Source organism: Fundidesulfovibrio terrae (assembly GCF_022808915.1).
GTDB lineage: Bacteria > Desulfobacterota > Desulfovibrionia > Desulfovibrionales > Desulfovibrionaceae > Fundidesulfovibrio > Fundidesulfovibrio terrae.
In genome coordinates, this window is the sequence record NZ_JAKZFS010000004.1 from 262,491 (window position 1) to 283,176 (window position 20,686).

The 20,686-nt window shown below is 63.8% G+C and carries 19 protein-coding genes; 13 read left to right on the forward strand and 6 right to left on the reverse strand.

Annotation, left to right across the window (positions count from 1 at the left end):
• The first annotated feature begins 219 nt into the window (after window positions 1–219).
• From ML540_RS14040 to ML540_RS14055, 4 genes are all read left to right on the forward strand, one after another.
• The gene (locus ML540_RS14040; protein WP_243362244.1) at window positions 220–1,425 is read left to right on the forward strand and encodes a PhoH family protein; all 1,206 of its coding nucleotides are present in this window, start codon (window positions 220–222) and stop codon (window positions 1,423–1,425) included.
• 526 nt (window positions 1,426–1,951) lie between these two features.
• A complete protein-coding gene (locus ML540_RS14045) occupies window positions 1,952–2,344 on the forward strand; it encodes a hypothetical protein (protein WP_243362246.1) in 393 nt (130 codons plus the stop codon).
• Window positions 2,341–2,589, forward strand: coding sequence for a glycine zipper domain-containing protein (locus ML540_RS14050; protein WP_243362248.1), 249 nt, complete (start codon window positions 2,341–2,343; stop codon window positions 2,587–2,589). The genes ML540_RS14045 and ML540_RS14050 overlap by 4 nt, the downstream gene beginning before the upstream one ends.
• 79 nt (window positions 2,590–2,668) lie before the next feature.
• Entirely contained in the window at window positions 2,669–3,499 is an 831-nt protein-coding gene (locus ML540_RS14055; protein ID WP_243362251.1) for a hypothetical protein, read from the forward strand.
• 63 nt (window positions 3,500–3,562) lie between these two features.
• On the opposite strand, the gene ML540_RS14060 is transcribed toward ML540_RS14055, so the two are convergent.
• On the reverse strand, window positions 3,563–4,306 hold the full coding sequence (locus ML540_RS14060) for a sulfite exporter TauE/SafE family protein (RefSeq protein WP_243362261.1): 744 nt from the start codon (window positions 4,304–4,306) through the stop codon (window positions 3,563–3,565).
• 323 nt (window positions 4,307–4,629) lie between these two features.
• Between ML540_RS14060 and ML540_RS14065 the strand changes: the two genes are divergently transcribed.
• On the forward strand, window positions 4,630–4,968 hold the full coding sequence (locus ML540_RS14065; RefSeq protein ID WP_243362263.1) for a Rap1a family protein: 339 nt from the start codon (window positions 4,630–4,632) through the stop codon (window positions 4,966–4,968).
• A 111-nt stretch (window positions 4,969–5,079) separates the two neighbouring features.
• On the opposite strand, the gene ML540_RS14070 is transcribed toward ML540_RS14065, so the two are convergent.
• A complete protein-coding gene (locus tag ML540_RS14070) occupies window positions 5,080–6,540 on the reverse strand; it encodes a sensor domain-containing diguanylate cyclase (RefSeq protein ID WP_243362265.1) in 1,461 nt (486 codons plus the stop codon).
• A gap of 191 nt (window positions 6,541–6,731) precedes the next feature.
• On the opposite strand from ML540_RS14070, the gene ML540_RS14075 reads away from it, so the two are divergent.
• Genes ML540_RS14075 through ML540_RS14105 form a run of 7 tightly spaced genes read left to right on the forward strand, consistent with a single transcriptional unit; the run spans window position 6,732 to window position 13,654 of the window.
• A complete protein-coding gene (locus ML540_RS14075; RefSeq protein ID WP_243362267.1) occupies window positions 6,732–7,301 on the forward strand; it encodes a GAK system XXXCH domain-containing protein in 570 nt (189 codons plus the stop codon).
• Window positions 7,302–7,310: 9 nt separating this feature from the next.
• Window positions 7,311–8,510 carry a hypothetical protein gene (locus ML540_RS14080; protein WP_243362269.1) on the forward strand — a complete coding sequence of 400 codons (1,200 nt, stop codon included), beginning with the start codon at window positions 7,311–7,313 and terminating at the stop codon, window positions 8,508–8,510.
• 13 nt (window positions 8,511–8,523) lie between these two features.
• Entirely contained in the window at window positions 8,524–8,835 is a 312-nt protein-coding gene (locus tag ML540_RS14085) for an amphi-Trp domain-containing protein (protein ID WP_243362271.1), read from the forward strand.
• Window positions 8,836–8,838: 3 nt separating this feature from the next.
• Entirely contained in the window at window positions 8,839–10,485 is a 1,647-nt protein-coding gene (locus ML540_RS14090; protein WP_243362280.1) for a PhoU domain-containing protein, read from the forward strand.
• A gap of 16 nt (window positions 10,486–10,501) precedes the next feature.
• Entirely contained in the window at window positions 10,502–11,374 is an 873-nt protein-coding gene (locus ML540_RS14095; RefSeq protein ID WP_243362282.1) for a GAK system ATP-grasp enzyme, read from the forward strand.
• On the forward strand, window positions 11,374–12,456 hold the full coding sequence (locus ML540_RS14100) for an HprK-related kinase B (protein WP_243362284.1): 1,083 nt from the start codon (window positions 11,374–11,376) through the stop codon (window positions 12,454–12,456). Before ML540_RS14095 ends, ML540_RS14100 begins: the two co-directional genes overlap by 1 nt.
• 4 nt (window positions 12,457–12,460) lie before the next feature.
• The gene (locus ML540_RS14105; RefSeq protein WP_243362286.1) at window positions 12,461–13,654 is read left to right on the forward strand and encodes a GAK system CofD-like protein; all 1,194 of its coding nucleotides are present in this window, start codon (window positions 12,461–12,463) and stop codon (window positions 13,652–13,654) included.
• On the opposite strand, the gene ML540_RS14110 is transcribed toward ML540_RS14105, so the two are convergent.
• Window positions 13,626–14,474, reverse strand: coding sequence for a hypothetical protein (locus ML540_RS14110; protein ID WP_243362288.1), 849 nt, complete (start codon window positions 14,472–14,474; stop codon window positions 13,626–13,628). The genes ML540_RS14105 and ML540_RS14110 overlap by 29 nt on opposite strands.
• Window positions 14,475–14,776: 302 nt before the next feature.
• Window positions 14,777–17,110 carry a GGDEF domain-containing protein gene (locus ML540_RS14115; protein ID WP_279343445.1) on the reverse strand — a complete coding sequence of 778 codons (2,334 nt, stop codon included), beginning with the start codon at window positions 17,108–17,110 and terminating at the stop codon, window positions 14,777–14,779.
• A gap of 161 nt (window positions 17,111–17,271) precedes the next feature.
• Here ML540_RS14115 and ML540_RS14120 point away from each other — a divergent pair, with 161 nt between their 5' ends.
• Entirely contained in the window at window positions 17,272–18,048 is a 777-nt protein-coding gene (locus ML540_RS14120; RefSeq protein WP_243362290.1) for a hypothetical protein, read from the forward strand.
• Window positions 18,049–18,174: 126 nt separating this feature from the next.
• Here ML540_RS14120 and ML540_RS14125 read toward each other — a convergent pair whose 3' ends face one another.
• A complete protein-coding gene (locus ML540_RS14125; protein WP_243362299.1) occupies window positions 18,175–18,633 on the reverse strand; it encodes a GNAT family N-acetyltransferase in 459 nt (152 codons plus the stop codon).
• Window positions 18,634–18,769: 136 nt separating this feature from the next.
• Window positions 18,770–20,653: an asparagine synthase (glutamine-hydrolyzing) gene (gene asnB / locus ML540_RS14130; RefSeq protein WP_243362301.1), complete on the reverse strand. Its 1,884-nt coding sequence runs from the start codon at window positions 20,651–20,653 to the stop codon at window positions 18,770–18,772.
• Window positions 20,654–20,686 lie beyond the last annotated feature (33 nt).

Sequence of the window (20,686 nt, forward strand, 5' to 3'; positions counted from 1 at the left end):
GCTTGGTTGACAACCGGTTACAATTGGGTGACGGCTATTTCAGATCGCAAAAGGCGGCAATGCCAGGACATCCAGGAGGGCACGAAAGAGCTGGAGAACACGAAGGGCGCGGCCATGCGCCGATAGGGGCGCGCGGGCGCGGTCATGGTTTCGTCACACAGGGCGGATAGGTTCGGCATGCCGCACAAGCGGCGAGAACGTCCCTGAAAGGAAGGCCACATGACCCTGGAAGGTTCGAAGAAGAAAAATTACGTCATCGACACCAACGTCCTCATCGAAAACCCCAACTCGGTCCTGGCGCTACGAAACGGCAACGAAAACAACATCTTCATCCCCTACCACGTGCTCATGGAGCTGGAGACGCTCAAGAACACGCCCAAACTGCGCCACATCGTCTCCCAGGTCATCACCAGCCTCATCGAGAACCGCGACCACATCACCTTCATCCGCAACGGCAACTCCGACTCCCCCTTCACCCACATCGTCGACAACTACATCCTGCGCGAGATCGAAACCGCCCAGGACATCCAGGACCCCATCCTGGTGACCAACGACCGGCTCCTGCAGCTGCAGGCCTCGCTGCGCAACATCAAGAGCGAGGAGCTGCGCGACTCGAAGCCCTTCGAGTCCGAGTCGCAGCTGTACACCGGCTTCGTGGAGGAGCCCCGGAACGCCCCGCCCAACAGCTTCCTGTGGCGCGACGGCAAGCCGGTGATGCTCAGCCCTGAGGGCGAGCGGCCCATCGGCTACGTCAACGACGTCTGGAACCTGAAGCCCCGCACGGTATACCAGAACCTGGCCCTGGAGCTCATCACCTCCGGGCACGTGGACCTGGTGTCCATCCAGAGCGAGGCCGGGTTCGGCAAGACCTACCTGGCCCTGGCAGCCGCGCTGTATCTTGTGCTGGAGCGCAAGGAGTACGACAAGATCTTCGTGGTCAAGCCCACCATCGAGATCGGCGCCAAGCTCGGCTACCTGCCGGGCGACATCGCCGAGAAGATGGAACCCTACATGAAGTACATCTTCGACCTCTTGGTGAAGCTGCACCGCCAGCGTCCGGCCAACAAGGTGTTCTTGAACCCCAACGACGAGGCCCTGCGCCTGAACGTCAAGAAGTTCGAGATACTGCCCTTGGGCTACGTGCGCGGCATGAACATCGAGAACGCCTTCGTCATCATCGACGAGGCCCAGAATCTGTCGCGCTCGGAAGTGCGGGCGCTGCTGACCCGCATGGGCGAGGGGGTGAAGTGCGTGTGCCTGGGGGACACCTCCCAGGTGGACAACCCGTACCTCAACGAGGCCAACAACGGTCTTAACTGGATCGTCAGGAAATTCAAGGGGTTTTCGAACTATGGGCACATCGTCCTGAAGGGCGATCGATCGAGGGGGCCCATCACGGACATGGTGCTCAAGAGCAAGCTGTAGGCGCACGCGCGCCTCTCGATTCCCGGGCGGGCCATCCGCCCGCCCCGGGCCAGGGCGGCCGGATGGGGTCCGGTCCGGGTCAGCCCGGTGTCGTCGCTCCCGGGGCGCCCGTGGGGCGTTCCCGTTGCCCCGTCCCCGCCGCCGGGGGAGCATCCTTTGCGCACCGGAACCTGCTGCCTGGCCATCCGCATCCATGAGGGCGGCAGTTCCAGTAAGCCCCCGCCGGGTCTCCTCGTATCCCTCCTTTCGTGCTTCTGCATTCTTGCAATTGTCTGCACTAATTTTCTATATCATTGTTTGTGTTGATCTTTTTTAGAGGCTTCAAACGCAGTTTCCAGAAAAGAGATTATGTAAAAAAGATAGTCATACGTTTGTCTCCGGAAAATATGCTATGCCAGGGCGGTTTGTTCTGCTTTTTGTTGAAACAGAATGGCTGGTCTGGGAGCGATCGTAAAGCATGATCGTTGGTTAGATGCCGTTGTTTGCGTCCGGAAGCCGTCCAATCTACCCGGACAGGGAGGACCTTATGAAAAGACAATGGTTGCTGGTCATGGCGCTGCTTGCGGGCATCCTGCTCCTGGCGGACGGCCCGGGCTCGGCCCAGGACAAGGCGATGCTGCCCGACGTGGACGGCGTGGTCTGGATGCGGTCCAGTTCGGAAGCGAAGCGCGCCTTCCTGTACGGCGCGGGAAGCGCCTTCGTGCTGGAGTACTACATCCGCACCAAGCACAACGAACAGCCGTCGCAGTTCATCCTGGGGTGGGTGGAGGTCTTCGGGAACCGGACCTGGGGCGAACTGGAGAAGGCCCTGGACGATTACTACGCGGCCAATCCGGACCAGATGCAGGAGCATGTTTTCCGCGTCATCTGGACCCAGATGATCGAACCCAAAATGAAGAGGGTTGAGGCACGGCCATGAACAAGAAACTCGTCTCCATTCTGGCGGTGGCGGTTCTCGGCATGGGCGGCTGCACCAACATGACCCCCACCCAGCAGGGTGCGCTGTCCGGCGCGGCCATCGGCGCGGGCGCGGGCGCGGGCATAAGCGCCCTGTCGGGCGGCAACGCGGGGGTCGGGGCCTTGCTGGGCGGCGCCCTGGGCGGCGTCGGCGGCGCGCTCTACGGCCATGAACAGGAAAAACCGAAGTACAGACGCACCTACTAACGTACCGATGACGTCCCGGGGCCGAGGCCGCCGGGCACATCGCCCCGGGCCTTGCGGGCCCACAGGGAGGAGATTCCCCATGCGCCATGGAAAATACCTTTCGATCGTCGTCCTGCTTCTTTCCTGCCTGATGCTTTTGGGCGGATGCGCCCCGCGCAGGCATTACGACTCCTCCGCCACGAGCACCCCCTACTACCGGGACGAAACCGGCCGGGCCTACTACCGGGACGCTTCAGGGCGCTCCTACTACAAGGATGATCGGGGAAACAGGCATTACATGGAGCCGAAGATCGTGGAGCGCGTCCCTGCTCCTGCCGGGGAAATGACCGTGCGATACTACGTTGACGCCACGGGAAGGCGATACCTCCTGGATGAAGGAGGGAACAGATACTACATCAACAACGACATAATGCGGATATTCGTCGATGACGTGGGGAACAGGTTTTATGTCGATGCGGCCGGGGTGAAGCATTTCATCAAGGATGGAGTGGTGCGGACGTATTATACCGATCCGTCCGGCGTGGTTTATTACGTCGATGATTATGGGACCAAGTATTACGTTCCTGACGTGGCAAGGCATTACTATATCGATGAGAGCGGAAGGAAATTTTACGTCACCGACAGCGACAAACGTTTCATCGTCGATGAGCGGGGAACCAGGTACTATGTCGTGGACAGCGTCCCCGGGGTGGTGACGGAGACTGTCCGGCCCATGCCCAGGGTGATGGAGCCCGTCGAGATCATCCGCGTGCAGGAACCGATGAGCGCGCGCGAAGCAGCCATGCTCGGTTGCAACTCCAAATGGAACGCCTGCCAGTCCGACTGCAACGGCCTCGACTCCGAAACGGCCAAGGAAAGGTGCTTGAAGCGCTGCGACAACGATCGAGAGAATTGCATGCGCAACTACTGAGAACAAGACGCCCGGCTCCGGCCGGGCTTTTTGTGTCCCCACGGGGAGCGCGCCCGGGCCGGATCAGCGCAGGGCCGTCCCAGCTGCCTGCCAGACCATGGAGGTCCCGATCAAACCGAGGAGCGTCAGCACTACGGTCCGGAAGGTGCGCTCGTCCACCTTGCCGCAGCAGGCGCCGCCGATCTTGATTCCGGCCAGCAGCGCGGGCAGGGACCACGCGAAGAGCGTGAGCACCTGGCGCGTCACCACCCCCTGCGTGCTCTGCACCGTCACGATGCACAGCCCCGTCAGCAGGAAATAGAAGGTCAGGGTGGCGCGCAGCTCGTCACGCCGCCAGGGCTGGCGCGACGCCCAGGCTATCACTGGCGGGCCGTTGGCCCCGGTGCAGACTCCCACCGTACCGCTGCAGAACCCCGCGACCACCGCCCAGAACCTGCCCGCAGGCGCTGTCCGGGGTGCCGGGGAGACCACGGACTGGGCCACCAGCAAGAGGATCACCGCTCCCAGAATCCCCTTGATGAGGGCGTCCGGCGCATCTTTCAAAACCCAGGCACCAGCGGCCATGCCCGGCAGGGAGCCTGCGATGAGGGTCTTCATGGGGCCGCGCTGGATGTGCCCGTGCAGGCGCGCCACCATCACCACGTTGATGGACACGGCCACCAGGCTGCCCAGGGGGACGGCCGTGCGCACGTCGAGCACGGTCAGGAGGAGCGGCAGGGCCACCAGCACGGAGCCGAATCCGGCGAAGCCCTGGACGAATCCGGCCAGCAGGGCGGCGGTGAGGCAGACGGGCAGAAGCGGTTCCATAGGGTGTGCGATGTCCTTCGGACGGCGGGGGGAAACCGTGTCCGACCAGCGGAGTAAGTTCCGCGTGGGAGGAAGGCAAGCGAAGAAAAGGGAACCGGCGGTTCGGATTCCCCGAACGCTCAGGAACGGTGGCTCAGGCCCGACAGACCGTCTCCGCGCGCGCCTGCGCCTCCGCCATCAGGGTGCGGGTCCGCAGGATACTCACGGGGTTGCCTCCGGCTCTCCGGGCGGAGTATGGTGCCGGCCGGCCTTTTCGGCTGCGGCGCTTGCGGCGGGAGGCCCCTCCGTGTGTCCGCCCGATTCCGAACCAAGGAGTGAACGCCATGAAAAAGATTCTTCTCTGCGTCGTATTGCTGATGATCCCCACTGCGTCATACGCAAAGTATTTCACTCCAGAGCTGCTCTCGGAATACCTCAATTCCGGCGAGTGCGAGAAGCGTAACCAGGCCGCCGGTTACATCGTGGGGGTGTACGACTCCTTCGAGGGGGTCATCTACATGCACCACGAGGGGCTCAAGCGGGAGGAGCTGGTGGACGTGGTGGACCGGTTCATGAAGCAGAACAAGGAGGGCATCTACTATTCCGCGCAGCTCATGGTGCTGCGGGCCATCGAGGATTACGTGAAGAAGCAGGAAGAGGAGAAACGCCGGAGTTCGCAGTAGCCGGAGTCCGCAGTAGATCGTTGGGTTGGATGGTTGCAGAACGTCCGGCTCGGTGGCCCCTGTGCCGTTTCCGCCAGGGAAAATCGTGAAGGGGGATTCGGCGGAAGCTGATCAGCCGGCCATCAGGCTGCCGGCCTGGGCGGCCTCGCGCGCGTCCTCGCGGGAGGCCGCGATGCTCACCCGATTGCGTCCGGCGAGCTTGGCCGCATAGAGGGCCTGGTCGGCCTGGGCCACCAGGCTGGCCGGAGTGGCGGCTTGGCCCGGCGCGAATCCGGTCATGCCGATGGAGATGGTGAGCGGGATCATCCGCCCGGCGTAGCGCAGCGTGATCGAGCTCACGCGGCGGCGCAGCCTCTCGGCCAGCATCCATGCCTGGGACTGCCCCGTGTGCGGCAGGATGACGGCGAATTCCTCGCCGCCGTAGCGGGCCAGGAAATCCGAGGAGCGAAGGCCGCTTTCCAGGGCATGGGCCGCGTGCTTGAGCGCGGCGTCACCGGCAAGGTGGCCGTGGGTGTCGTTGACGGCCTTGAAGTGGTCCAGGTCGGCCATGAGAAGGACGAAGCCCTCCTTGTGGCGTATGTGGCGCTTGAGTTCCTGGTCCAGGCGGGCGTCAAAGCTCCGGCGGTTGTACAGGCCGGTCAGCCCGTCGCGGTCGGCCCTCCGCTTGAGCAGCAGGTAGTCCAGGGAGTGCTTGACGCACGGGGCCAGCTGGTTGAGCGCCTCACGGGCGGTCTCCTGCTCGTGCTTGGCCAGGTCGCGGTGGATGAGCACGCTCAAGCACCCGAAGGGCTTGTCCTCGACGCGCAAGGGCACCAGCAGCGCCCGTCCCGGTTCGGCCGGGGCGGATTCGTCCCCGCCGGGCACCGGGTGCGTCCGGTAGGAACTGGGCGGCGCGCCGCGCAGGCGCGAGGCCAGGTCCAGCAGGTAGTCGGTCCGCGCGGCCTTGGCCTGGACCGACAGCCCATCGGGCAGGAATATCTCGCTCTCGGCGGACAGTCCCCAGAACACTCCGAGCACTTCCGACACCGGGAAAGCCAGCCCCAGGTCCTCGCGGAGGCAGGCCAGGATCTGCGCCAGGTCCAGGGTGGACATGGCCCTGGCCAGCATATGCTGGAAAAAGGCCAGGCGTCCGTTCTCCTGCGCCATGTGGTCGCGTTCGCGCTGGGCCTCGCCCAACAGCTTGGCGATGTCCTCGAAGACTCCGGCGGTGTCGCGCGCGGCCTTGATGGCGGCGACTATGCGGGCCTTGGCCAGGGGCGGAGCCAGGCAGGCCAGGAAGCCTCCGGCCAGGACCTCGTCGTGGCCGGGCAGGTCGCCGTCCGAGGCCACCAGCACTTTGCGCGCGGTCTTGAACCAGGCGGGCGGCGCGGCCTGGAGGCTCCTCCAGGCGGGGACGTCCAGGAACACCACCAGGGGGTCGGCACGGTCGTAATCCGTCTGGGAGGGGGTGTCGCGCACGTCGAAGCGCCTGACGTCCAGGTCCTCGCCGGCGGCCAGGCGAATGCGCTTGGCGGGCTGCCCGGCCAGGCCCAGGAGCCAGATGGGAGAGGAACTCTTGGCGGACTTGCGCATGCGTGGTCTCCGGATGGTGGTGCTCATCGCCGCGTTTCAAGCAAGTTTGATGCCGGGAATTTTTTGCCCCCGGACCGGACCACGGCCGCCGCCGGTAACAGGATCGCCATGTCGGCGGGGTAGGAACACTTTGCCTCCCGCCGGGAAGGTGCTATGTGAAAATCTCTTTTATCTCCGGGAGGACGCCCGTCATGAGCATGAGCAACAAACACAAAGCGGAAGTTACGCTTGAAAAGAGCGATCTGGCCGGATGGCTGCGCGGCCTCGCCGAGGCCGTGGAGGCGGGGGAAATCGCCACCGAGGCCGGACCCGTGAGCCTGGAAGGCTACAGGGCCGTGAAGATATCCTTCAAGGAGACCTTCGAGGGCAAGGTGCGGGCCAAGCTCAGCGTGAAGTTTCCCCGGCCTGCCCTGGTGCTGGCGGGCGAGCCGGGCGAAGCCGCTGAGGACGAGGAGTCCGAAGAAGGCGGAGCGCTTCCGAAATACAAGTCACTGAAAAAGCACATGAAGCAGACCTTCAAGGCCATCGGGGCGGCCTTGCTGGCGGGCCAGATGCCCCCGCTCCTGGAGGCCCAGAGCTTCATAGCTGACTCCAGGCTCATGGTCAGCTATCCCGGCAAGGGCGACGAGTTCTACGCCGCGTTTCTCGAGAAGACGGTCGCCTTCGAGGCCGCCCTTGTCGCTTCCGACCTGGAGGCCGCCAAGTCCGCATATCTCGATCTGGCTCAGCTCAAGCGGGACTGCCACTCCCGCTACGTGTAGGCGCGCGCCATGTCCGGCTCGAAAATGGAACTGGTGAAGACCCCCGGGGCGCCCGCCTCTTCCCCGTCTTCGAAGGTCTGCTCGGAGATAGACCTCTCCGCCATCCCCCGCGAAGTCACCGAGTGGGACCTGGAGACATTCCTGGAGATGACCTGCCCCGGCGTCACCCCGGAGCAGGCCCGGATAGTCCGCAACCCGTCCGTGCGGTACCCCCGCCAGGAATACGTCCTGGCCGTGCACTGGCACCCGGAGCAAGTGCCCATGGACGTCATCCGGGACCGCATCGCGGCCATGTTCCCGGGCAGCCGCGACGAGCTCATCATCCCCACCCAGCACAATCAGCTGCTCACCTGGGGCGAGTACGCCGGGGTGGAGGTGGACTGCTATTCCCACGGCTTCAACCGCAAGGTGCAGCTCCTGGTGCACATGCGCGCCGATCGCCTGGACCGGGCCGGGGTGCTGGCAAACATGCTCAAGCACACGTTCAAGTACCGCTCCTCGCAGCTCTTCGAGTATCTGGACGCCCTGTGCGACCCCGAATGGGAGGAGCGCCGCCAGCAGGCTGCGGGCAGGGCCGGGTCCGACGAGGATGTGGTGGAGTTCACCGCCATCCACGCCAGGCGTCTGAAGGGCCTGCTCATCCAGAACGAGATGCGCACCCCCCAGGACGCCATCAAGAACAAGCTGGTGCGCAACTACCTGGACTGCTTGCGCGAATTCTACGACGCCCGGTTCATCAACAAGGCCCAGGTCTACGCCAAGGCGGTCAAGGAAGTGGTCAAGGACAACTTCTCCCTGGCGTACTTCTACCGGGCCTCGGAGGTGGTGGAGGAGTGCCGGGCCATGGGGGCCGGAGTGGTCATCCCCCACCCGGAGCAGTTCTGGCCCATCCTTCTTCGCAACTACGACGTGGACGGCATCGAGGTGTGGAACCCGCAGTCGCAGCAGTACACGGAGTTCCTCATCAACGTGGTGCTGGACCAGAACCGGCGCGGCTACCACAAGGACAGGCCCATGCTCATCTTCATGGGCGACGACTGCCACCTCTCCGAGAAGCTCAAGAAGCCCGAGGAGCAGGACAGCGACAAGGCCGCCCGCGAGGTGGGCCTGCAGCCCGCCTGGGACGACCTGGGCATCTCCAAAGCGCTCATCATGGCGGGGGTGAGCCGCAAGACGGTCATGGACGAATACCGCACCCGCCTGGGTTAGGAGTACGCACGCGATGGATACTACGGACAACAAAGACCAGCCCGCACGCGAGGGCAAGTTCTTCTACGAATCGGTGCAGGACGCCAAAACCCTGGTGGAATACCTGCGGGCCCTGACCGACGGCTTCGAAAAGGGCGAGATGCGCTTTTCGCGCAAGGACCTGGACATGACGCTCTCGCCCAAGGGGCTCATCGGCTTCGCGGTGGAGGCCAAGGCCAAGGAGGGGCGCATGAAGCTGGCCCTCAAGTTCGCCTGGCGCGAGGCCGTGGCCGATCCTGAGCGGGATACCGACAATCTGGTCATCACCTCGGGGGGCGGAGAGTAGCGGATGCGTTTTCTGGAAGGCATCGAAGAGAATTTCCGCTTCATGGTCCTGGAAGTGACCAAGCAGGTCGAGAACACCCTCAAGGTGCTCGAGAACCCCGATCCGGCCCTGGTGGTCAAGATAGAGAGCCGGGACGACTACATCGACAACCTGAAGAGCGTCATCGAGAACAAGTGCTTCTCCCGCATCCACACCGGATTCGGCAGCGACAAGCGGGCCATCGACATGGCCCGGGCGGTGAACATCATCACCTCCAACCTGGAGCGTCTGGCCGACCACGCGGTGAACATCGTCATGCAGTCGCAGTACCTGCGCGACCCGAACTTCATCAAACGCTACGACTACAAGGCCTTCTTCACCGAGATCATCAAGGCCCTGCGCTTGGTGGTGAAGGCCCTCTACAACCAGGACATCACCCTGGCCTTCCGCATCTGCCGCGCCGAAGTGACCCTGGACGCCCTGTTCAAGACCAACTTCGACATCATCCTGGCCGACCTGCGCAAGGGCGAATCCCCCGAGAACTGCATCACCGCCCACAACATCTTCCGCTACCTGGAGCGCATGGGCGACACCATCCTGAACATCGGCGAGGCCATCATCTTCGCGGCCGTGGGCGAGAAGTTCAAGATCCACCAGTACGAAGCCCTCAAGGAGACCCTCTCGGAACTGGGCGAGGAAGTGCCCATCTCCGACGGCGAGTTCCACTCCATCTGGGGCACGCGCTCGGGCTGCCGCATCGGCATGGTGGCCGGAGAGCGCAAGGGCAGGCGTTCAAGCGGCGTGCTCTTCAAGGAGGGCAACCCCGAGAAGCTGCGCCGCGAGGTGGAGAACATCCGCCGCTGGGAATCCATCATGCCGGGCCTGCCGCCCAAGGTGCAGGCCTTCCACGAGGACGTCGAGTCGGCCTCCATGCTCATGGAGTACCTGGGCGGCTGCACCTACCAGGAGGTGGTGCTCACCGGCGCGCCCGAGGTGGCCGCCAACGCCACCTTCATCCTGGAGCAGACCGCGCGCCAGCTCTGGACCCAGACCCGCAAGGACACGCCCGTGCAGGCGGGCTACGTCAGCCAGTTGCGCCAGCGCCTGGACGACGTCTACCGCATGTACCCGTCGTTCCGCACCAAGGCCATGACCCTCATGGGCCTGGACATCCCGGCCTTCGAGGACCTGGTGGATGCCACGGCGGATCTGGAGACCCGGTTCCAGGCCCCTTTCACCGTGTTCATCCACGGCGACTTCAACATCAACAACATCGTCTACAACCACGAAGAACAACGAATCCACTACATCGACCTGCACCGCGCCAAGAACAGCGATTTCGTTCAGGACGTGTCGGTGTTTCTCATCTCCAATTTCCGCCTCCCCGTGCTGGACAGCCTGCTGCGCACCCGCCTGGACCGGGTCATCAACGAATTCCTGGCCTTCTCCCGGGAGTTCGCCGCCGAGTCCGGGGACGAGACCTTCGAGGTGCGCCTGGCGCTGGGGCTTGTGCGCTCGTTCGTCACCTCCAGCCGCTTCGAGTTCAACCACCGCTTCGCCCACGAGATGTACCAGCGCGGCGTGTACATCATGCGCAAGCTCGACGCATTCAGGCAGGGCGGGCGGCCCTGGCGGGAGTTCATCCTGCCCGCGGACGTCCTCATTTACTGATTTTCCGGGAGCGCACATGAAAAAGATAGGTGTCGTCGGCCTGACGGACGGATGGTCCTCCGAGATATTGGCCGACGCGTGCAGAAAGCTGACGGGGTTTCGGCTGCTCATCGACATGGACCGCGCCGTGCTGGACCTGGACCGGGGCACGGTGTTCTACGGCGGGCAGGATCTCTCCGAACTGGACGCCCTCATCGTCAAGAAGATCGCCCCGCAGTACTCCCCGGACGTGCTCGACCGGCTGGAGATGCTGCGCTTTTTGGAACTGAAGGGGCTGCCCATATTCTCCAAGCCGTCTTCGATCCTCAAGCTCATCGACCGGTTGAGCTGCACCGTGGCCCTGCGCGCGGGCGGCCTGCCCATGCCCGCCACGGTGATCACGGAGGACGTGGACGAGGCCCTCGCGGCCGTCGGACGCTTCGGCCGGGCCGTGTTCAAGCCCCTGTACTCCACCAAGGCCCGGGGCATGGAAGTGATCGCCGCCGGGCCCGAGGCGCGCTTACGCATCGAAGCCTTCCAGAACGGCGGCAACAAGGTGATCTACCTGCAGAAGATGCTGCCGCCCCTGGAGAGAGACCTGGGCGTCACCTTCATGGGCGGGCAGTACCTGGCCACCTACGCGCGCAAGTCAGGCGGTACCAGCTGGAACACCACCACCAGCGCGGGCGGTAAGTACGAGCCCTACGAGCCCTCGCAAGAGATCGTCGAGCTGGCCCGCAAGGCCCAATCGCTCTTCGACATGGCCTTCACCTGTGTGGACGTGGCCGAAACCGCCCAGGGGCCCATCGTGTTCGAGGTTTCGGCGTTCGGGGGCTTCCGGGGCCTTCTGGACGCCTGCGGCATCGACGCCGCGGAGGCCTACGCCCGGTATGTCCTGGAGAGGATTTGATGAGCCAGCCCACGGTTCCCACGGTCAGGGGGCTCGTCGCGCCCTTCCTCGAACGCTTTGACTGCCCCCACCTGCTCAGGCTGGATTTCGGCGGGTTCGGGGTGGACGTGCGCGTAAACGACGAGCGCCTGGCGGCCTGGCTGGCGGACTACTTCCGCGATTTCCACCGCGCCCCGGGACCGGCCCACTGCGAGGTCCTGGCCGTGGAGTGCGATCCGCAGACCCTGCCCGTGACGTACTCGGTCAAGGAGCCCGAACCGGGCAAGACCAAGATCAAGGAGGAATGGGCGGACCTGGTCGACGGGCGCGTGGTGCGCAAGCGCCTGACCGGGATGCTCTTTCTTTTCGGCCAGGGCTGCAACCTGGCCCTGGGGCCTTGCCTGGACAACCCCAACCAGGTGGTCAACTTCATCAACAACCGCTTCATCGAGCATAAGCTCAACCAGGGATGCCTGCTGGGGCATGCCGCCGCAGTGGCCTGGGACGGCGAGGGGCTGGCCCTGGCAGGGTTCTCGGGCATGGGCAAGTCCACCCTGGCCCTGCACATGATGAACCTAGGGCTTGATTTCGTCTCCAACGACCGGGTGATGCTGGGCCGGGACAGCGGCGGGCTGACCATGTACGGCGTGGCCAAGATGCCCCGGGTGAACCCCGGCACCGTGCTTCACAACACAAGCCTCGCGGGCGTCATGCCGGATGCGGACCGGGCCGCCTTCAAGGACTTGCCAATCGAGGAGCTGTGGAGCCTGGAGCACAAGTACGACGCCTTCATCGACGAGTGTTTCGGGCCGGGACGTTTCCAGCTTGAGGCGCGCATGAAGGGGCTGGCCATCCTCAACTGGAAGCGCGGCGGCGGCGAATTGAAAGTCGCACGCGTGGACATCGCCCAGCGCCGTGACCTTTTGCCCGCGTTCATGAAGAGCACCGGGCTTTTCTACGACACCGGCGCGGACATGCCCATCCCGGATTTCTCGGAGGACGCCTACGTGGAGGCGCTTGGGGGGTGCACGGTGCTGGAAGTGACCGGCGGGGCCGATTTCGAGACGGCCGCGCGCGAGCTGACGAAATTTCTGAAGGGATGACCATATGCCCACAGTCACCATCTCGCACACGGTCACGCTTCCCGATCCGGTGAAGATCGCGCGCTACCTGAAGGCCCCGGAGCTCGGACCGCGCGTGCTGTTCTTCAGCGGCGGCTCGGCCCTGCGCGACCTCTCGCGGGAGCTTGTGCGCTACACCCACAATTCGGTGCACCTGATCACGCCCTTCGACTCGGGCGGGTCCTCGGCCAAGCTGCGCGCCACCTTCAACATGCTGGCCGTGGGCGACCTGCGAAACCGGCTCATGGCCCTGGCCGACCGGACGCTGCATGGCAACCCGCAGATATACGACCTGTTCGCCCACCGGCTGCCCAAGGATTTGCCCCAGGACGACCTCAAGGCGCGCCTCGACGCCCTGGTGGACGGCAGCGATCCCCTGGTGGGCGCGGTGCCCGACCCCATGCGCAAGATCATCCGCAGCCATCTCAAATTTTTCCGCAAGGCCATGGAGGGCACGAATTTCAACCTGCGCGGCGCGAGCATCGGCAACCTGATCCTGGCGGGAGGCTTCTTCAACTACAATCGCCAGATCGACCCGGTGATCTACATGTTCACCATGCTGGTGAAGGCGCGGGGCACGGTGCGCCCCATCATCAACAAGGACCTGACCCTGGTGTCGGAGATGGCCGACGGGACGCTCCTGGCCGGGCAGCACCTGCTCACGGGCAAGGAGACCGGTCCCATCACCCAGCCGGTGAAGCGGGTGTACCTGAGCAAGAGCCAGAAGGACCTGCGCCCGGTGGAGGTGAACGTGCGCCGCAAGGTGAAGGAGCTGATCCGCTCGGCGGAGCTCGTCTGCTACCCCATGGGTAGCTTCTACTCGAGCCTTCTGGCCAACCTGCTGCCCAAGGGCGTGGGGGACGCGGTGTCCAAGGCCCAGTGCCCCAAGGTGTTCGTGCCCAATCCGGCGGGCGATCCCGAGCAGTTCGGCCTGGGCCTGGGCGACAGCGTGCGCCGGCTGCTCGAGGCCCTGCGGGCAAGCTGCGTGAAGCCCAGGCCCACGCAGTCGCTTCTCAACTTCGTGCTGCTGGACAAGGGGCGCGGCTACCAGGCGCCTCTGGCGCTCAACCAGATCGAGGCCATGGGCATCAAGGTCATCGAGGCGGATCTGGCGAGCACGGCCAACGCGCCCTATTTCGACGAGCGCGCGGTCATTGAGCTCCTCCTGTCCGTGGCTTGATCGGCTGGTTCACCGACAATATACTACTTATTTGAGGCTTCTTGTCTGAAGTCGATCTGCAAATAAAGGAGGCTCCCCCAGGATCGGCATTAGGGATGAAGGTTATTGCGACATCAACCATTTTGTCGCAACATTTGAATGTCCAGATTTCTTCCCAAACACCCTTGAATGTCTTGTCTCCTTCAGTCACGTCGTGAAACCCCTCGGAGACGCGCATGTCAAATACATTGACATCTTCACATTTTTTGTCACCTGTTTTTATTGCTTGCAGATGTACGTTGGTTAAGGCTGACGTCAAAGCGTCTTTAATCAACAATTGTGATGCGTTTGTGGTCCCGGGGAGAAGCATGTCACATTTTGGTTTCTCTCTGTCGTTGCTGGCAGTGAATAAGGCGTTGTAAATTTTTGATTCCCCGCAACGATCAAATTTGTATCTTACTTTCCATATGCCTTTTGACGGAAATAGTCTTCCGTAATTAAACTCAATAGGTTGAATGATGTATACGAGGATTGGCGTAATACCATATTCTTTCGTGGTACAATTTGATTGAATATTTAATTTTGAATCTTGTGTCGTGCCAAGTTTGACCATGTCGTTCAGTATGTCGATAGACATGATGGAATCCATCGCTTCCTTGTCTTGTAATAATTCGCTTGTCGTTCGTATAGGTGTTTGACAATCGGCTATTCCGTGAAAAGTAAGTAGTAAGCATAATGTGAATTTTGTGATTTTAAATAGGATGTTTTGCATTTTTTCCTCAATTTGAAATGAAATTTCTGAGTCTTTTACGCCGCATTTTGCCTGCGCTTGCACAGCCACATCACCTGCGAAAGGGGTAGGGGTACGGCCTAGGACGAGTGATTCCCGGCCGGAACAATGGCGAATACTTTCATATCCCGCGCCGAGTTCGGTCCTGGCATATGAAAATATGCCAGTATATGCGATAATGAATTGACAAGCACGTTTTTGTCAAGGGCAGCCGAATCGGTTGTTTCTTGATTCGGCCCATCCACGCAAAGCCGTGAAGGCGCTCGGATGATTCCAGAGGGAGGGCAGGTTGAGAGGTCGCGGCGGTCCCCGCCATCGCAGGCCTTCACCCTGGGACTTTCACACCAGGGCTTTCAGCCCGTGCAGGCAGTGAGCCCTACGGGGCCGCGCCGGTCACGCACCCAGACGTTGCCGGGCCTACTCTTGGCGTACTTCTTCATCTCCGCCGAGCGCTGGGAGATGGACTCCAGGGTGCATGCCCCGTGGCAGTCCACGATGGCCAGCGACATGGACACGATCGGGAACTTGCCTTCCTTGCCGCTTCTGTCCTTGCCCGTGATGTATCCGGCCGTCCGGTCGGCTTCGTTGTAGCAGTCGCCCACCAGCCGGGCGAAGCAGCGCGTGACGGCCTTGCAGATGCGCTCGGCCTTGTCCGGGGTGGTGCAGATCACGAAGTCGTCGCCGCCCACATGGCCCAGGAAGTCCGTGGGCGCGCCGTGGCGGCGCATTGCCCAGGCCAGGATGCGCGCGGCCAGCAGGATGATTTCGTCGCCAGCCTTGAACCCGTACGAATCGTTGTAGACCTTGAAGTTGTCCAGGTCCGCGTAAAGGAAGCTGACCGGGGTCCCGGCCGCCACGCGGCCTTCCAGTTCGCGCTCGATGGCCACGTTGCCGGGCAGGCCCGAGAGGGGGTTGGCGCCCTTGGCCATCTCCATCTGCACCTGGGCCAGGGCGTCCAGGATCATCTGCACCGAGGCCAGGCCCGCCAGCAGGCCGTCTCGCGTGACCAGCACGTGGTCGTACACCTTGTAGCCGTCGCGGTTCATGGCCGCCTGGGCCGCGATCTCCACGGGGGTGTTCCAGTCCACCACCAGGGGCTGGCTGTCCATGATCTTGGTGACGGGCCGGTTGGTGTACAGGGCCAGGCCGTACTGGGAGGAGAGCACCCGGTCCATCTGGTGGCGGGTGACCAGGCCCACGGGCCTGCGGCTCGAGACCACGGCCACGGAGCTGACCCGGGGGTGGGCGTCGAAATAACGCTTGAGGTCCCCCACATGGGATGAGGTCTGCACCTGGACGGCCTCGTCGGCGTGGATGCCGATGGGCGAGGAGCACTTGAGCTCGGCCGTGGAGCGGCGCTTGCGCCCGGCCAAAAAGAGCGACGCCTCGGCCGAGATGTCCGGCTTGGGGGCGGCCGGGCGGGCCAGGTAGTAGCCCTGGCCGTAGTGCACGCCCATGGACACCAGGGAGGACAGTTCCGTGGCTGTCTCGATGCCCTCGGCGATGATCTTGCACCCCACCTTGTCCGAAAAGGTGAGGAAAGTCTCGATGAGGGCGCGCTTCACCGGGTTGGCGTCGATGCCCTGGATGAGCGACATGTCCAGCTTGATGAAGTCCGGGCGGATCTCGGCGATGGACCACAGGCCGGAATAGCCGGTGCCCACGTCGTCCACCGCCACCTTGAACCCTTCGCCCCGGTAGTGGTCCAGGGTGCGGTGGAAGAGGGAAAAATCTTTGGTGGAGTGGCGCTCGGTGATCTCCAGGACGATGTCGTGGGGCTCGAGCCCCAGGGTTTCGAGCAGCTTGAGGGTTTCGCCGGGGCTGAAGGACGGGTCTACCAGGGTGCGCGGGTGGACATTCAAAAAGAGTTTGCGCCCGGGCGGCAGGGCCCCGAACCCGGTGACGGCGGCGGTGCGGCAGGCGCGCTCCAGGGGGAACACCAGGTCGTGCTCCTCGGCGAAGCCGAAGAGCATGGCCGGGTTCTCGAAGGTGCTGCCCCGGGGGCCTCGGGCCAGGGCTTCCCAGGCGAAGATGTCGCCCGCGCGCAGGTCCAGGATGGGCTGGTAGACCGCGCGCACCTGGGGGGCGTCGATAAGGCCCCGGAACTCCTTGAGGAGCACCGCCCCGGCGGGGTCCAGGCTGCCCCGGATCATGCGGTGGGCGTCGGCCAGGGCGGAGTGCACGGCCTGTTCGAGCTTCCTGCGCGAGATGCCGGTGATCTGGGCCGCGCCCACGGCGATCTCCATGTCCTGGCCGGTGAGGTTGAGGGCCTCGCGCTTGAGCCTGGCGCGCAGGCTCAGGCGCATGATGGAGCCTGTGTGCAGAAGCGGTCCCATCTCGGCCTTGTACGCCCCCACGGCCAGCAGGAACTTGTCGTTCTCGAGCTTGTCCAGGACCATGAAGGGCAGGCTGTCCACGCGCTCGCGGGCCAGGGCTTCCAGTTCCTTTTCGGCGCACTGGCTCAGGGCGTCGGCAATGGCGCTGCCGTAAATCCGGCTGAAGATGTAGAAATCCTGGATTTCAAAGAGGAGCAGTCCGACGACTCCGTCTTTTTTGAGCAGGTTCTCCATGGCCTCGCGGTGGGGCGAGGCCAGAAGCGAGAGAGGGCGGCGGCTGTCGGGGACGGTTCCCCGCCGGTTCGCCGGCCTGGCCAGATGGGGGCTTAGGTCGATCACGCCTTCGAGCATGGGGAGGCAATACCTGTAACGTGGAAAGAGGCGTGCCGGGCGGGTGAAATCACTGTTAAGAACGTGTTACGGCGTTGCGGGAGGCAATGCCCGGGACGCCGAGGGCTTGCCAATCCGTTTGCAGGGCCGTAGGAAGGGCGCATGGCCGGAAGGAGGCCGGGATGCCGGAAAACAAGAGCTTCATGGACGACTTTTATAGCGAAACCATGACGGAGATGGCGGAGAATTTCTTTACCCGCCGCCGTGAACTGGAGACCCGGATGGAGGGCTTCGCCCGGCTGTCCGGCGAAGTCCGTTCCTACGCGGTCAAGGCCCTGCGGCGGTGGAGGACGTTCTGCATGCTTCTGGCCGATGACGCCCGGACGGCCGGATTCCTGCGGCGGATCGGCGTGGACCCGGGGGAGATCCCTGCGATCGCGAACCAGGCCGGGGAGCCCTGGCACTTCAAGCCCCAGTTCGCCCTCACGGCGCGCGGGCGTTACCGCAAGAGCGTCCGCTACGCCTACCGGGCCTTGCGCCAGGCCACACAGGACTACATGGAGGGGTGCTACGGCACCGACCCCAAGAACCCGAAAAAGAAGATCGTCCTGCCCAACTATTTCGCGCTCAGGGACATGGCCGAGCAGATCAACAGGGAGGTGGCCACCGTGAACACCGCCCAGTGCCCGTCCTCGGTGCTGAGCTACGCGAAATCGCTCGATCCGTCGGCGTCCGAGAGGGAGGCCGTGATGGGTGGCATGGTGGGGGAGGACGTCTGCAGGCTCGATGAGTCCATGGCCTTCCACCCCGTGGATTTTTCCGCCCTGGAGCTGCCTGAGCTGCCGGTCCTGCCGCCCCTGGACGACGTCGAGGATGCGTTGGATGAAGCCTGCTGCGATGCCTACGGCGACTGCCGGGAGGCCGCACAGCGGGCCTTGGCGTACATCACCGGCCCATGAAGGGCTCCCGGCCCGTCACATTGCGGCAGGCGGCGCGTCCGACCCGGCCGCCTTCGTCATCAAATGGCAACACGGACTCCGGAGGGGCAGGCTCGTGCAGGTTTCCTGGCGGCGTGGACGCGCTCCTTACCCTTCCGTTTGTGACTTCAACCGCTTTTTGAACCCCGCATGCCCGGCGTAGCCGAGGGATTGATAGAATCCATGAGCCCGGGTCCGCTTCTCGTCGGAGACGAGCACGGCGTAATTGCAGTTGTTCAGCCGCCCGAATTCTTCCAGGGAGTTCACGAGCAGTTTCCCGGCGTTTTTGCCTCGATGGCTGGGCAAAACGACCACGTTTTCGATCAAAAGAAACGGATCGCAATTCCCGACAAGGTCATGGCACACTATTCCCATTGCCGTTCCAATGACTTTGTGGCTGTCGCAGGCGACGGCCACAAAATAGAGCGGATTGTTTGAAATGATTTCGATTCGCTTCTTGAGGGAGTCGGCATTGGAAGGCCGGCCAATGAACTCGAGGAACAAGTCGGACAGGGAGGCTATGTCGTCAAGGCTCGCCTTGCGGACCAAATAATCATGCTCACGCATCAAAAATATCCTCCTCTTTGGGAACCCCTCCCGGTGTCCGGCTTTGAAAAGCAGGAACCTGTTCTGCAAAAATAAAACAAAGTATTGAGGGTTGTCATTCCCGCAGGGAGTCTGAACGAATCTTGATGGCGTGACACTAGAGCGCTGAAAACCGGCGCAGCCACAGCTCCAGGCAGGCCAGGGCCCAGAGACGCTTGCCGTGGTCGATCCGCCCCCGCGCGTGCTCGTCCAGCAGGCGGGCGATCTCCTCTCGCCTGAACAGGCGCGCGACGGCCACCCCGCCCAGGAGCAGTTCTCGGCTCCAGCCCGAAAGCCCCTCGCGCATCCACTTGCCCACGGGGATGCCGAAGCCCTGCTTGCCCTGGGCCGTGACCTCGGGGGGCAAGAGATCCGCGAAGGCCTTGCGCAGCAGGTACTTGCCGGTGCGACCGCGCATTTTGAGGCGAGCCGGGAGGCGGGCGGCCCACTCGGCCAGTTCGTGGTCCAGGAGTGGCGAACGCCCTTCCAGGCCGTGGGCCATGGCCATGCGGTCGGCCTTCACCAGCAGGTCTCCCGGCAGGTAGGAGCCGAGGTCCGTGGCCAGGGTGCGGTCCAGGAAGGTGTTGGCGCGGGCGCCGTCGAACAGCCGGGCGAGCAGGTCCAGGGCGTCGACGCTGGGCCGGACCTCGGGCCTCCAGAGCCTCCCGGCGGCCTCAGGGGTGAAATAGGACCCCCAGCGCACGATGCTGGCCTTGGGGCTGATCGCCGCCACCTGGGCCAGACGCTTGAGCCCGGCCACCCAGTCGGATTCGATCGGCCGGTCGCCGGCTTGCGGCCACGCGGCAAGCAGGGCCGGGACGAGGCCCTGGGTGACGAAGCGGGGCAGGGCGGCATAGGGCGCGACCAGGGGGTCCAGCCAGTAGCGCTGGTAGCCCGCAAACAGTTCGTCCCCGCCGTCGCCGTTCAGGGCCACGGTGACCTTGGTCCTGGTTTCCCGGGCCAGGAAGTACGAGGGCAGGGCCGAGGGGTCGGCGAAGGGTTCGCCCACGTGGGCGACCACCTGCTCCAGGGTGCTCGGCACGTGGCCGTACTCCACCATGAACTCGCTGTGGTCCGTTCCGTAGCGGGCGGCCATGGCGCGGGCCTTGTGGAGTTCCGAAAAGGCCGCCTCCGCAAAGCCGATGGAGAAGGTCTTCACCGGCTCGTCCGAGAGCCGGGACATGAGGGCCACCACGATGCTCGAGTCTATGCCGCCGGAGAGGTGCGCGCCCAGGGGCACGTCGGACATGAGCCGGATGCGAGTGGCCTCGGTGAGGCGCTCGCGCAGCTCCTCGGCCAGCTGGTCCTCGCCTGCGGTGAACTTGGGCTCGAAGGCGAGGCTCCAGTAGCGGGCCGTGTCCAGGCGGCCGTCCTTCCAGGCGAGGTGGTGGGCCGGGGGGAGCTTTCGCAGGGCCTTGAAGGCGCAGAGCGGGTCAGGCACGTACTGCAGGCTCAAATAGAGGCCCAGCGCCTCGAGGTCCGGCTCGCGGCTCACGCCCGGGAAGGCCAGAAGCGAGGCCGGTTCCGAGGCGAAGAGCAAATGCCCCTGGTGCAGGCAGTAGTAGAAGGGCTTCTTGCCCAGGCGGTCGCGCGCGGCGAACAGGGACTGGCCGCGCTCGTCCCAGACGGCGAAGGCGAACATGCCGCGCAGGCGTTCGACGCAGGCCGGGCCGTACTCCTCGAAGGCATGCAGGATGGCTTCGGTGTCGCTTGCGGTGGCGAAGCGGTGACCCTTGGCTTCCAGGTCGCGGCGCAGGTCCAGGTGGTTGTATATCTCGCCGTTGAAGACGATCCACAGGGACCCGTCCTCGTTGCACATGGGCTGGTCCCCGGTGGCCAAGTCGATGATGGCCAGGCGGCGGTGGGCAAGCCCGGCCCGCCCGCGCGTAAAGAAGCCCTCGCCGTCGGGCCCCCGGTGGGCGATGGCGGAGGCCATGGCAGCGAGGGTTTCGCGCCCGGGAGTGGCCCCGGCAGGGGCGATGATTCCGGCGATGCCGCACATACGGGTGTTCCTAGTATAACAAGTAACGTTCTT

Excerpts from the sequence above, each read along its gene's own strand:
- ML540_RS14040 (WP_243362244.1), top strand. The coding sequence starts at position 220 with ATGACCCTGGAAGGTTCGAAGAAGAAAAATTACGTCATCGACACCAAC.
- ML540_RS14045 (WP_243362246.1), top strand. The coding sequence starts at position 1,952 with ATGAAAAGACAATGGTTGCTGGTCATGGCGCTGCTTGCGGGCATCCTG.
- ML540_RS14050 (WP_243362248.1), top strand. The coding sequence starts at position 2,341 with ATGAACAAGAAACTCGTCTCCATTCTGGCGGTGGCGGTTCTCGGCATG.
- ML540_RS14055 (WP_243362251.1), top strand. The coding sequence starts at position 2,669 with ATGCGCCATGGAAAATACCTTTCGATCGTCGTCCTGCTTCTTTCCTGC.
- ML540_RS14060 (WP_243362261.1), bottom strand. The coding sequence starts at position 4,306 with ATGGAACCGCTTCTGCCCGTCTGCCTCACCGCCGCCCTGCTGGCCGGA.
- ML540_RS14065 (WP_243362263.1), top strand. The coding sequence starts at position 4,630 with ATGAAAAAGATTCTTCTCTGCGTCGTATTGCTGATGATCCCCACTGCG.
- ML540_RS14070 (WP_243362265.1), bottom strand. The coding sequence starts at position 6,540 with ATGCGCAAGTCCGCCAAGAGTTCCTCTCCCATCTGGCTCCTGGGCCTG.
- ML540_RS14075 (WP_243362267.1), top strand. The coding sequence starts at position 6,732 with ATGAGCATGAGCAACAAACACAAAGCGGAAGTTACGCTTGAAAAGAGC.
- ML540_RS14080 (WP_243362269.1), top strand. The coding sequence starts at position 7,311 with ATGTCCGGCTCGAAAATGGAACTGGTGAAGACCCCCGGGGCGCCCGCC.
- ML540_RS14085 (WP_243362271.1), top strand. The coding sequence starts at position 8,524 with ATGGATACTACGGACAACAAAGACCAGCCCGCACGCGAGGGCAAGTTC.
- ML540_RS14090 (WP_243362280.1), top strand. The coding sequence starts at position 8,839 with ATGCGTTTTCTGGAAGGCATCGAAGAGAATTTCCGCTTCATGGTCCTG.
- ML540_RS14095 (WP_243362282.1), top strand. The coding sequence starts at position 10,502 with ATGAAAAAGATAGGTGTCGTCGGCCTGACGGACGGATGGTCCTCCGAG.
- ML540_RS14100 (WP_243362284.1), top strand. The coding sequence starts at position 11,374 with ATGAGCCAGCCCACGGTTCCCACGGTCAGGGGGCTCGTCGCGCCCTTC.
- ML540_RS14105 (WP_243362286.1), top strand. The coding sequence starts at position 12,461 with ATGCCCACAGTCACCATCTCGCACACGGTCACGCTTCCCGATCCGGTG.
- ML540_RS14115 (WP_279343445.1), bottom strand. The coding sequence starts at position 17,110 with ATGCTCGAAGGCGTGATCGACCTAAGCCCCCATCTGGCCAGGCCGGCG.
- ML540_RS14120 (WP_243362290.1), top strand. The coding sequence starts at position 17,272 with ATGCCGGAAAACAAGAGCTTCATGGACGACTTTTATAGCGAAACCATG.
- ML540_RS14125 (WP_243362299.1), bottom strand. The coding sequence starts at position 18,633 with ATGCGTGAGCATGATTATTTGGTCCGCAAGGCGAGCCTTGACGACATA.
- asnB (WP_243362301.1), bottom strand. The coding sequence starts at position 20,653 with ATGTGCGGCATCGCCGGAATCATCGCCCCTGCCGGGGCCACTCCCGGG.